This is a genomic window from Agromyces sp. Y575 (assembly GCF_059445445.1).
Genome location: NZ_JCAIUI010000002.1, coordinates 935,361 through 947,304, shown reverse-complemented (window position 1 = coordinate 947,304; position 11,944 = coordinate 935,361). Strand labels below are relative to the sequence as shown.

Below are 11,944 nucleotides of genomic sequence, written 5' to 3'. Positions count from 1 at the left end.
CGCGCCGGCGACGTCGAAGTCCGGAGCGCACGTCCCCAAATGTTAGGAAAGACGATGAAGTCCACTCTTCCCGGTGTCGCTGCCATCGCAGTGCTCGCCGTCGCGTTGACGGGTTGTTCCGCCGACGGCGGCGCGGGCGCGACGATCGAGGTGCAGACCAACTTCGGCGCGACCGACCCGAGCCTCGAGGTGCTCACCGAGCTCACCGCCGCCTACATGGCCGATCACCCCGGCGTGAAGATCGACCTCGTGCCGAGCACCGACACCTACGAGGCTGACATGAAGGTTCGCCTCGCCTCGGGCGACGTGCCCGACATCTGGGCCACCCACGGCTGGTCGCTGTTGCGCTACAGCGAATTCCTCGAACCGTTGAACGACCAGCCGTGGGCGAAGAACTTCAACCCGGCCCTCGCGCCCGCGATGGAGAACGACGAGGGTGAGTTCTTCGCGTTCCCGCTCGACACGGATGTCGCGGGCATCGTCTACAACCGAGCCGTGCTCGACGCCGCAAGCATCGACCCCGCAAGCCTCACCGACTGGGCGAAGTTCGATGCCGCCCTCAAGACCCTGTCCGACGCCGGCGTCACGCCGATCTCCTCGTCGGGCAAAGACAGCTGGTTCGCGGGCAACATCCCCGACTTCATGGGTTCGGGTGGTTTCACCGACGAGGAGTTCGAGGGTTTCCTCGACGGCGAGTTCCAGGGCGACGGGTACTCCTCCGTCCTCGACAAGATCGCGACGTGGCAGGGGGCGGGCTACTTCAACCCCGACTACTCCTCCGCGACGACCGACGACCTCGGCCGAGCACTCGCCGAGGGCACGACCGGCTTCGTCATGGTGCAGAACAACATCGTCGCCACAGCGCACGGCTTCAACCCCGATGCCGAGCTCGGCTACTTCCCCATCCCGTCCGACGTCGGCGCACCGTTCCTCGTCGGCGGTGAGGGGCGTGCGTACGGCGTCTCCAAGACGTCCGAGCAGAAGCAGGAGGCGCTCGACTACGTCGCGTTCCTCGCCGAACCCGAGAACCTCTCCCAACTCGCGAGTGCGATGGGCGGCATCCCCGGACTCACCGACGCGACGAGCGACCTCGGCGGCCTGCAGGCGAGCTACGACGAGTTCGTCGCCCCGGGCGACGTGCCGCTGCTGCCGTACTTCGACCGGGTCTACCTGCCGAACGGCATGTGGGACACGATGGTCTCGACCACCGACAGCATCATCACCGGCCAATCGGATGTCCCGACCGTCATCGACCAGATGACGACGAGCTTCGACGGCCTCTACGGCCAGGAGTGACCTCGATCGTGGGGCGGCCCGGCCGCCCCACGATCCGCTCCCCCGACACGCCGCACCTCCCGAAAGGCCAACGCGTTGACAGCGACGTCATCCCACACCATCCCGCCACGGCGGCGCGGCTCCCGGTCGTCGTCGGTCCCCCGCTTCGCGCGACGCAGCTTGAACCTCTTCTACGTCCCCGCGTTCATCGTGCTCGCGATGTTCACGATCTGGCCGTTCGTCAACGGCATCGTGCTCTCGTTCACGAACTGGAACGGCTACAGCCCGAGCCGCAGCTTCATCGGACTCGAGAACTACGGCCGGCTCTTCGCCGACCCGAACTTCCACACGGCGCTCTTCAACACGTTCCTGTACGGGTTCGGGTCGACCCTCATCCAGCAGGTCGTCGGTCTCTCCCTCGCGCTCGCGCTCGATCGGGCGATGCGCGGCCGCAACGTCGCCCGCGCGATCATCTACCTGCCGGTGCTCGTCTCCCCCGTGGTCATGGGCACGATGTACTACCTCTTCTTCTCGTACAACTCCGGGGGGCTCAACGACCTGGTCATCGCCCTCGGCGGAGCACGCACGGCCTGGCTCAGCGATGCGACGACGGCCATCGCGCTCATCGTGCTCGTCAACTCCCTGCAGTTCGTCGGCATCTCGATGGTCATCTACCTCGCCGGGCTCCAGTCGATCCCCGTCATGTACTACGAGGCCGCCAGGCTCGATGGCGCCGGCCCGTGGCAGCAGTTCGTGAACGTCACTGTGCCCCTGTTGCAACCGGCTTTCGCCACGAGCATCGTTCTGAACCTCATCGGCGGCCTGAAGCTCTTCGACGTCATCCAAGTGCTCACCGGCGGTGGGCCGGGCTACTCCACGCAATCCGTCTCCACGCTCATCAGCACGGCGTACTTCGACAACCAGACCGCCGGCTACGCCTCGGCGATGGGCGTCGCCCTCTTCATCCTCATCGCCGTGTTCACCCTCCTCGCGAACACGATGCTGAACCGCAAGCGTCTGGAGCTGCAGTGACCACGACGATCATCGATCCGCTCGAGGCCACGGCCGAGCGGGGCATCCGTTCGGTCGACGACCAGGAGCCACCGACTCGCAGCCGCACCGGTCGCCTGATCGGCCGGTTCGCGATCGGCTTCGGCCTGCTCGTCGCGATCGGCCTGCAGTTGCTGCCGTTCTACATCACCGTCACCACCGCGCTGAAGCCGCGCAGCGACCTCTCGTCGCAGTGGCTCTTCCCGGGCGACGAGTGGTACTGGCAGAATTTCACCACCGCGGTCGACCGCGGCAACATCCTGGGCGCGATCGGCAACAGCGCCCTCGTCACCGTCGTGAGCACGCTGCTCGTGTGCGTGCTCGGCGCCCTCGCCGCCTACCCGCTCGCCCGTCGCACCACGGTCGCGAACCGACTCGTGATGGTCGGCATCGTCGGCCTCATCATGGTGCCCCCGTTGTCGATCCTCGTGCCGCTGTACACGATGATGAACCAGCTGCACGCGGTCAACACCTACTGGGGCACCATCCTCGTGATGGTCGCCACGCAGTTGCCGCTCGCGATCTTCCTCTACGCCTCGTTCATGCGTGGGTTGCCGCTCTCGATCGAGGAGGCTGCGGCCGTCGACGGCGCGAACCCAGTGCAGATCCTCTTCCGGGTCGTCTTCCCGATGTTGAAGCCCGTCACGGCCACCGTCGTGATCCTCACGAGCGTGGCCGTCTGGAACGAGTACGCCCTCAGCGTCTACCTCATGCGCAGCCCCGACATGCGCACGATCGCCCCCGCGATCGGCACCTTCTTCGCGAGCTCGGGCAGCGACCTCGGCGCGGCCGCCGCCGCGTCCCTCATGTCGGTGATTCCGGTGCTCGCGGTCTACCTCGTGCTGCAGCGGTACTTCATCAAGGGCATGGTCGCCGGCGCCGAGAAGTAGGGCGGCACGAAGTAGGGCGGCACCCGGAGACCTCACGCCGGCGCGGGCTCCGCGTCGATCACGCGCCGAGACAGCAGCGCCGCCACGAGGAAGCACAGCGCGCCGAGGAGCGTGCCGAGGTTCGCCCAGAACGCGCTCACGAGCGAATCGGTCTGCGGCACGACGTACGCGCCGATCGCCGAGGCACCGAACGCGATCGAGCCGAGCAGGTTCAGCCAGGTGCCGTGCCATGAACGGGCATCCCGGTCCCAGAGCTGTCCGCGGTCCTTCGTCGCGACCACGGCGAGCACGCTCGAGAGGAGGAACGCGGCCGACCCCCAGGCGTCAGGTCGCCACCCGGCGCCAAGGCGTTCGGGGTCGGCGACCGCCGCGGCGAGCGCGACCGCGGTGCTGACGTTGAAGAGCAGGGTGCCCGCGAACTGGATCGCGGCCGCCCACCAATCCCAACGGTCGGCCCGGTTGGTTCCCCGCTTCGGCACATGGCGGCCGCTCAGGCCCAGCTGGATGAAGGCCGCGAGCGTGAAGAAGATCGATCCGACGAAGAACGTGACACCGACCCCGACCGGCCCCGCCCACTCCGCGTAGAAGGGGATGGCGCCCACCAGGAAGCAGAGGGAGCCCACTGCGAAACCCCAGGCCTCGCGGCGGAGTCGACGGGGTCGCGCGAGACGGGTCGCGGTCATCGGTGGTCGTCGCGAACCGTCGGCCCCGACAGCGCCCGGCCGTCGCGGCTCAGCACCGCCTGCACCGCCGCCACCGCCTCAGCCGGCACCAGCACCTCCACGCGGGAAGCACGGACGAAACCGACATCCGCCGACTGCTCGCGGACCGAGACGCGCTGGCCACTGCCGGTCGCGACGGTGACCTCGTCGAGCACGATCGACCGCGCCCCAGCCGCGAAGAGCTCGGCGCGCAGCTCTTCCGCGTCGGGCGTCTCGACGACGGCCATGACGGTCCGTTCCGCGCCGTCGACACGCGGCACCGCACCCTGGCCGCCCGGTTCCCCGCCTCGGCGATCACGCGTGAGCACCGCGGCGAGGTGGTATGCGTCGCTGCCCTGCTCCTGCTGATCAGCATCGCGAGCGGGGTCGGAGGAGGCGCGCAGCCCGACGGTCGCCTGCGTCAGCCTGGCGATGATCCAGGTGACCACGAAGGCGTAGGCGATGACGACGACGAGGGCCAGAGCCTGATCTCCGAGCAGCCCCCAACCGCCCCCCGAGAACAGGCCGTCGCGGCCCGCTGAATTGATCGCGGCCGAGCCGAAGAGGCCGAGCATCAACGAACCGATGATGCCGCCGACGAAGTGCACGGCGATCACGTCGAGCGCGTCGTCGAACTTGAAGAACACCTTCAGCTTCAGTGCGAGCGTGCAGACGACCCCCGCGATGACGCCGATCGCGAGGGCGGCGAGCGTGCTGACGTACCCGGCTGCCGGCGTGATGGTCGCGAGGCCGGCGACCGCACCGGTGATTCCGCCGATCACCGTGGCTCGCTTCGTGCGGATGACCTCGCACACGAGCCACGCAGCCATGCCGCCCGCTGCGGCGACGTGGGTGTTCAGCAGCGCCTGTGCCGCCACCCCGTTCGCCTGGAGCGACCCGCCGGCGTTGAAGCCGAACCAACCGAACCAGAGGATGCCGCCGCCGACGACCGCGAGCGGGATGGAATGCGGGATCGATCGGGTCGTCGGCCAGCCCGACCTCCGCCCCACCACGGCGAGCACCGCGAGCGCGGCGCCTCCGGCCGCAGCATGCACGACGATGCCGCCCGCCCAGTCCTGCGCACCGAGCTTCGCGAGCCAGCCGTCCGGATTGAAGAGCCAGTGCGCGATCACCGGGTACACGAGAATCGACCAGAAGACCAGCACGACGACCCATCCGAGCGGACGCAACCGGCCCACCGTGGCACCCGTCAGCAGGGCCGGCGTGATGATCGCGAACATCATCTGGAACGCGACGAACGCGAGCGTCGGGATCGCGACGTCCGCATCGACGACGTGCAGAGCCGGCGCCGGGGCTCCGTCGAGCCCCATGAGTCCGAACAGCTTCAGGTCGCCGACGAGGCCCGACCAGGCGTCCGAGCTGAAGGCCATGCTGAAGCCCACGAGCACCCACGTGATCGTGACGACCGCGAGGGGCACGATGTTCTGCTGCATGATGACGAGCACCGTGCTGCGGCGCACGAGACCCGCGTAGAAGAATGCGAGCCCCGGCACCATGAACAGCACGAGCGCCGCACACACCAGGACCCAGGCGGTGTCGCCGCTGTCGATCGCTTCGGACACGGTCGAACCCCCTAGTGGTGGAACCCGGGCTTCTGCCCCTCGGTCGGCATCGGCGAGGAGAGCGCGTCGAGCCACGCCGTCTCGACCCTGATGTCCTCGAGCAACTCGTCGCCGAGGTCGCGGCTGAGGCCGTTGCGCACGACGATGCGCTGCACCGTGAGGTCGTTCATGTTGTCGGGCATCGGGTAGGCGGGTACGAGCCAGCCCTTCATGCGCAGGCGATCCGAGAGGTGGTACAGGTTCCACTTGTCGGTGTGGCCCGGCTTCAACCGCCACGCGAACACCGGGATGTCGGACCCGTCATTCCACAGGTCGAACGCGCCGATCGCGGCGATGCCCTTCGCGAGGTACTTCGCGACGTCCTGGCACTCCTGCTGCACCGCGGTGTAGCCCTCGTGCCCGAGGCGGAGGAACTGGTAGTACTGCAGCAGCACCTGCGCGCCGGGCCGCGAGAAGTTCAGGGCGAGCGTCGGCATGTCACCGCCGAGGTAGCTCACCCGGAAGATGAGCTCCTCGGGCAGCGCGTCGAGGGTGCGCCACACGACCCACCCGACGCCCGGGTAGACGAGCCCGTACTTGTGGCCCGAAGTACTGATGGAGTGCACCCGCTCGAGGCGGAAGTCCCACTCGATCTCGGGCTGCAGGAAGGGCGCGATCATGGCGCCGGATGCCCCGTCGACATGGATCGGCACATCGAGCCCCGTCTTCGCCTGCAGGGCGTCGAGAGCCTCGGCGATCTCCTTGACCGGCTCGTACATGCCGGTGTACGTCACACCCATGATCGCGACCACGCCGATCGTGTTCTCGTCGACGTACTGCTCGATCTGGGCCCCGTCGAGGGTGGGGTGTTCTTCCGAGATGGGCACGAGGCGCATCTCGACCTCGAAGTAGTTGCAGAACTTCTCCCAGCACACCTGCACCGCCGAACTCATCACGAGATTGGGTTTCTCGGTCGACTTGCCGGCAGCACGACGGGCGGTCTGCCAGCGCCGCTTGAAGGCGAGGCCGCCGAGCATGCACGCCTCTGACGAGCCGATCGTCGACGTGCCGATCGAGTCGGCGACGTCGGGCACGTTCCACAGCGATGCGAGGATGCGCCAGCAGTTCTCCTCGATCGCGGCGGTGCGCGGGTACTCGTCTTTGTCGATCATGTTCTTGTCGTACGACTCGGCGTACAACCGGTCGGCCTCATCGCCCATCCACGTCGCCACGAACGTCGCGAGGTTCAGGCGGGCGTTGCCGTCGAGCATCGTCTCGTCGTGCACGATCTGATAGGCCGTCTTCGGGTCCATCTCACCCTTGGGTATCGTCAACCGCGGGGCGACGGATCGCACCGCCGTCCTCGCGAAAGTCGGTGCGAGCACGCTCGGATCGTCGGCCATCGTCGGTCCTTCCAGTCAGCCCGGTCTCCGGACCCGCGCCGCACGCGTGCCCGCCGGAAGGCAGTCGACCTCAAGCGCCGGGCCCCCGGACCGGATCACCATCTCGCCGAACAATACGCCGGCGCGTTCGCGGCCGATACCCCTCGTGCGGGTGGATGCCCGGGCAGCGGGCAGCGGGCAGCGGGCGGCGGGCAGTGCAGCCGAGTGGGCCGTGAGCCCGCCTGCATGACGAAGGCGGGTGACGGATGCCGCAGCATCCGTCACCCGCCCTGTTCGCCTCGCGCTACTCCGTGAGCGAGTCGACGTACTCCCGGTTGTCGGCGATCCACTCGGCTACGACCGCGCTGAAGTCGCGGTCGCCTGCAGCGGCATCGTCACCGTTGAACATCGCGTTCTCGAGCGAGTGCAGTAGATCGGAGTCCATCTCGAAGCCGCGCAGCCAACCGGCGAGCGTCGGGAGCTCCTCCTCGATGTCGGACCGCGCCTGGATGTGGATCTCCTCGGCGGCGCCGTATGCGCCGAGCGGGTCCTCGAGCACCTTGATCGGGAACGCCTCCCACGCCCAGTGGGGACTCCACAGCGTCACCGCGATGTTCTCCCCCGCCGCCGTCGCCGCCGAGAGCTCGGCGAACATCGCCGGACTCGACGACTCGAGGAGGTCCATCCCGTCGAGCCCGTAGGCGGGGATGACCTCCTCCTTCGTGAGGCGGGTGAGCCCTGCACCGGGCTCGATGCCCACGATGCGGTTGTCGAACAGATCGGCGTTCGCGGCCAGCTCGTCGAGGGAGTCGATCGGGGCATCCTCGTTCACAGCGATCATGTTGCGCCCGCCGCCGTTCCACGAGCCGAGGTCGACGAGGTCGTCGCCGTACTGTTCGACGTAGTCCTCGTGGGTGACCGGCAGCCACGAGTCGAGGTTCAGGTCGTAGTCGCCGGTCGCGATGCCCGCGTAGACGGGCGCGGGGTCGGCGTAGGCGAGTTCGACCTCGTAGCCCTGCTCTGTGAGCACGGCCTTCCAGAGTTCGCTCGCGGCGATGCCCTCGTCCCAGCCGTTGAACACGGCGATCGTGACGTCGGCGCGATCTCCGTTCTCGACGGTCTCGGCCTCGCCTGCTGCGCAGCCGGTCAGGGTGAGCATGGATGCAGCGCCGAGAGCGATTCCTCCGACGATGGTACGGGACTTCATGTGTTCCTTCCTCCCGCAGCCGTGCGGGATCCCCGGCGTGTCCGGGGTCGATCCGCCCGCCGCTGTTCGGCGGGAGGTATGGAACAGGCGGCGGCCCCGTGTGGAGGCCGCCGCCTGTCGTGATTGCCGAGCGGATGCCGCTCGATTGCCTGACTACTCGGTGAGTGAGTCGACGTACTCCTGGTTGTCGGCGATCCACTGCTCGACCACCGGTGCGTAGTCATCGGAGTCGGCATCGCTGTTGAACATCGCGTTCTCGAGCGAGAAGAGCAGGTCGGAGTCCATCGTGAAGTTCTTCAGCCAGCCGGCCGCCGTTGGGTAGTTCTCCTCGAAGCTCTTGCCGCCGAAGGAGTGGATGCCCTCGGCATCGCCGAGCGTGCCCTCGGGGTCCTCGAGGTCCTTCATCGGGAACGCGTCATAGGCCCAGTGCGGGCGCCAGAGCGTCACGGCGATGTTCTCGCCGTTATCGGTCGCCGCGGTGAGCTCGGCGAGCATCGCGGGCGTGGAGCTCGTAAGGTACTCCATCGAGTCGAGCCCGTACGTCGGGATGACCTCTTCGGTCGTGACGCGGTTCAGGCCCGAACCCGGCTCGATGCCGACGAGCCGGTTGCCGAAGAGATCGGCGTTCGCGGCGAGCTCCTCGAGGGAGTCGATCGGGGCATCCTCGTTCACCGCGATGGTGAGCTTGGCATCTTCGTTCCACGCGCCGAGGTCGACGAGGTCGTCGCCGTACTGCTCGATGTAGTCGGCGTGCGTGATCGGCAGCCAGGTGTCGAGGGTCACGTCGTAGTCGTCGGTCGTGAGACCGGTGTAGACAGGGGCCGGGTCGGCGTACTCGAGTGTCACGTCGTAGCCCTGCTCGGTGAGCACGGCCTTCCAGAGCTCGCTTGCCGCGACTCCTTCATCCCAGCCGTTGAACACGGCGATCGTGATGTCCTTCTGGTCACCGTTCTCGAGGGCCTCGGCTCCGGCGTCAGCGGCGCAGCCGCTGAGTGCGAGAGCGGCGACCGCTCCGAGTGCAAGTGCTCCGGTGAGCATGCGCTTCTTCATGTGTTCCTTTCCTCCCGTGTGCTGTGGCACGGGTGTTGGGGATGGCCGCCTGAGCGGCCCTTGGGCGAGCGGATGTCGCGCGCCCTCGTTTCGTCGTGCAGCAATTCAGGTTCGCGCCGGCGTGTCGGGTCGAATCCGTCGGGATCCGGGCCGCGACACACCTCCCGTCCTGAATTGCTGCACGGTGGCGAGTGGGGCGGGGGTATTGGGGGCGGGGACGAGTCTGGGTTGGGAGGTGGGGGTGGGGGTTGGGGATGGGGGAGGGTGGGATTCGGGGTTGGGAGTCGGGATGCCGCAGCTCAGACAGCGACGGGCGCCTTGAGGATGGACTGTTTGACCGGCAACCCCGAGCCGTCGGTCTCGCTCAGATCGGTCGCCTTGCTGACGTCGTCGGGCGACGGGGACTGCCTGCGCCGGTTCGGATTGCGCTTGGTGCCGAGCGCGCCGGTCACCCGATCGAGGATGATCGCGAGGATCACGACCGACAGGCCGGCTTCGAAGCCGAGGCCGACGTCGATGCGGGTGAGCGATTGCACGACCATGCCGCCGAGCCCGCCCGCACCGACCATGCCCGCGATGACGACCATCGAGAGCGAGAGCATGATGACCTGGTTGACCCCGGCCATGATGCTCGGCATCGCGAGTGGCAGCTGGATCTGGCGGAGGATGCGCCACGGCGAGGAGCCGAAGGCCTGGCCCGCCTCCACGACCTCCTTGTCGACGCCGCGGATGCCGAGCTCGGTGAGCCTGACGCCGGGGGCCATCGCGAAGATGATGGTCGCAACGATGCCCGGCACCACGCCGACGCGGAAGAGGATGAGGGCGGGGATCAGGTAGACCATCGCCGGCATCGTCTGCATGAAGTCGAGGATCGGCCTGATGACCTTCGACGCGACATCGGAACGCGCGGCGAGGATGCCGACCGGCACCGAGATGACGACCGCGATGAGCGAGGCGACGAGCACGAGGGCGAGCGTCGACATGGCGTTGTCCCACTGGTCGACGCCGACGATCACGAGCAGGCCGACGACGGTGCCGACGGCGAGCTTCCAGCCCTTGGCGAGCCAAGCGACGCCGGCGAGCACGATGATGACGACCCAGAACGGCGGTGCCTGCAGCGCGAAGTCGATGACGTCGTAGAAACCGGCGAAGACGGTCCGAATGACGGCGAAGAACCCGCCGAAAACGTCGGTGATGAAGTGGATGAATGCGGCGGCCCATTCGCCGAGAGGGAGTCGGAAGTCGCTCATGCCGGGCTCCTCTCCCCCGCGGCATCCGCTCGGCTCGCGGTGACCTCGTGGTCGCCCTCCTGGCGACGGTCTGCACGGCGGTCTTCCGCCTCGCGGTCTTCCGCCTGACGAGTCCGGCCTTCGGCACGGATGTCTGCGGCCTCCGCCACTGCCGCGGCGACCGCGGTCTCATCGGCAGCGTCGGCAAGCGCGGTGTCGGGGCGGGCGGTGCGGTGCAGCGTCGCCGTGATCACATCGACCGGAATGGTGGCGGGCGTCTCGATGATCGACATCTCGGCGGTGTTCGCCGAGACGTTGCCGAGTGCCGCGAGCAAGGTCACGCGCGGCACTGCACCGAGCAGGCGACCCTGCTCGTCGACGACCGCGAGCGGCAGTTGGCTCTCGACGGCGCTCTCGAAGAGCTCGGAGAGGTGCTCGTCTGCGCTGACCACCGGGTGGTCGTCGCTGATGGCGGCTTCGAGTGACCGCTCACCGCGCTGCACGAGCCGCAGCACGTCGCGGTCGTGCACGACGCCGAGGAGGCGCCGGCCGCTGCCGACCACGAACACCATGGAGGTCTGCAGATCGCGCATCGATCGGAGGGCGGCCCGGGAGCCGGCGGATGCCGTGACGACCGCGCGCGGCGCCTCCATCACGTTGCCAGCGGTGAGCACGCGAGAGCGGTCGACGTCTTGCACGAACTGGGCGACGTAGTCGTCAGCGGGGTCCGTGAGGATCTCCTCGGCGGTGCCGATCTGCACGATCCGGCCGTCGCGCATCATGGCGATGCGGTCGCCGAGGAACATCGCCTCGTTGAGGTCGTGGGTGATGAAGATGATCGTCTTCCCGAGCTCCTGCTGCAGTTCGACGAGCTGCTCCTGCATCTCCTTGCGGATCAGCGGGTCGAGCGCGGAGAACGCCTCGTCCATGAGCAGGATGTCGGTGTCGGAGGCCAGTGCACGGGCGAGACCCACGCGCTGCTGCATGCCGCCCGAGAGTTCGGCCGGCATCTTGTCGCCCCATCCCCCGAGCCCGACGCGGTCGAGGATGTGCTCCGCGCGTTCGCGCCGCTCGGCGGCCGGGACGCCCTGAATCTCGAGGCCGTAGGCGGCGTTCTCGAGCACGCTCCGGTGCGGCAGCAGCGCGAAGTGCTGAAAGACCATCGACACGTGGCGACGGCGCACCTCGCGCAGGCGCTTCGGCGTCATGCCGGTGATCGTCTCCCCCATGACCGTGACGGATCCACCGGTCGGTTCGAGCAGGCCGTTCAACGTGCGGATCAGGGTCGACTTGCCCGACCCCGACAGTCCCATCACGACGAAGATCTCACCGCGTTGCACGGTGAAGTCGGCGTCGATCACGGCCGCGGTGCCGAGCGCAGTGAGTTCGGCACGGCTCGCGCCGGCGCGCAGACGCTCGAGTGCCTCTCGCGGCTTTCGCCCGAAGAACTTGGTGAGGCTGTGCACCTCGAGTGCGGTGGTGTCGGCGAGTGCAGGCGGTGCAGTGGTGGTGTCAGCAAGTGCAGACGTAACGGTCATAGGCGAGCTCCCGGAGCGCACGCCGAACGCCGCGCATGAAACAGGTGCACGGTCGGGAGT

General features: G+C 68.0%; 10 protein-coding genes. 3 read left to right on the top strand and 7 right to left on the bottom strand.

Annotation, left to right across the window (positions count from 1 at the left end; genetic code table 11):
• Positions 1-54 precede the first annotated feature (54 nt).
• The 3 genes from AC1C2U_RS10510 (at position 55) to AC1C2U_RS10500 (ending at position 3,215) form a co-directional block, all read left to right on the top strand.
• Positions 55-1,296, top strand: a complete 1,242-nt coding sequence (locus tag AC1C2U_RS10510; protein ID WP_495361682.1) for an ABC transporter substrate-binding protein — start codon at positions 55-57, stop codon at positions 1,294-1,296.
• Positions 1,297-1,455: 159 nt separating this feature from the next.
• Positions 1,456-2,307 carry a carbohydrate ABC transporter permease gene (locus tag AC1C2U_RS10505; protein WP_495361681.1) on the top strand — a complete coding sequence of 284 codons (852 nt, stop codon included), beginning with the start codon at positions 1,456-1,458 and terminating at the stop codon, positions 2,305-2,307.
• Positions 2,304-3,215 (top strand): carbohydrate ABC transporter permease, encoded by a 912-nt coding sequence (locus AC1C2U_RS10500; RefSeq protein WP_495361680.1) that lies wholly within the window; start codon positions 2,304-2,306, stop codon positions 3,213-3,215. Before AC1C2U_RS10505 ends, AC1C2U_RS10500 begins: the two co-directional genes overlap by 4 nt.
• Before the next feature lie 32 nt (positions 3,216-3,247).
• On the opposite strand, the gene AC1C2U_RS10495 is transcribed toward AC1C2U_RS10500, so the two are convergent.
• The 7 genes from AC1C2U_RS10495 to AC1C2U_RS10465 all read right to left on the bottom strand — a co-directional run bounded on the left by AC1C2U_RS10495 (position 3,248) and on the right by AC1C2U_RS10465 (position 11,884).
• The gene (locus AC1C2U_RS10495; RefSeq protein ID WP_495361679.1) at positions 3,248-3,898 is read right to left on the bottom strand and encodes a hypothetical protein; all 651 of its coding nucleotides are present in this window, start codon (positions 3,896-3,898) and stop codon (positions 3,248-3,250) included.
• Positions 3,895-5,499: an ammonium transporter gene (locus tag AC1C2U_RS10490; RefSeq protein WP_495361678.1), complete on the bottom strand. Its 1,605-nt coding sequence runs from the start codon at positions 5,497-5,499 to the stop codon at positions 3,895-3,897. The genes AC1C2U_RS10495 and AC1C2U_RS10490 overlap by 4 nt, the downstream gene beginning before the upstream one ends.
• Before the next feature lie 11 nt (positions 5,500-5,510).
• Positions 5,511-6,881, bottom strand: coding sequence for a glutamate decarboxylase (gad, locus tag AC1C2U_RS10485; RefSeq protein WP_495361677.1), 1,371 nt, complete (start codon positions 6,879-6,881; stop codon positions 5,511-5,513).
• Positions 6,882-7,164: 283 nt separating this feature from the next.
• Positions 7,165-8,067: a glycine betaine ABC transporter substrate-binding protein gene (locus AC1C2U_RS10480; protein WP_495361676.1), complete on the bottom strand. Its 903-nt coding sequence runs from the start codon at positions 8,065-8,067 to the stop codon at positions 7,165-7,167.
• 153 nt (positions 8,068-8,220) lie between these two features.
• The gene (locus AC1C2U_RS10475; protein ID WP_495361675.1) at positions 8,221-9,117 is read right to left on the bottom strand and encodes a glycine betaine ABC transporter substrate-binding protein; all 897 of its coding nucleotides are present in this window, start codon (positions 9,115-9,117) and stop codon (positions 8,221-8,223) included.
• A gap of 299 nt (positions 9,118-9,416) precedes the next feature.
• Complete coding sequence (locus AC1C2U_RS10470; protein WP_495361674.1) at positions 9,417-10,367, bottom strand: ABC transporter permease; 951 nt, start codon at positions 10,365-10,367, stop codon at positions 9,417-9,419.
• A complete protein-coding gene (locus AC1C2U_RS10465) occupies positions 10,364-11,884 on the bottom strand; it encodes a quaternary amine ABC transporter ATP-binding protein (protein ID WP_495361673.1) in 1,521 nt (506 codons plus the stop codon). The genes AC1C2U_RS10470 and AC1C2U_RS10465 overlap by 4 nt, the downstream gene beginning before the upstream one ends.
• Between the last annotated feature and the right edge of the window lie 60 nt (positions 11,885-11,944).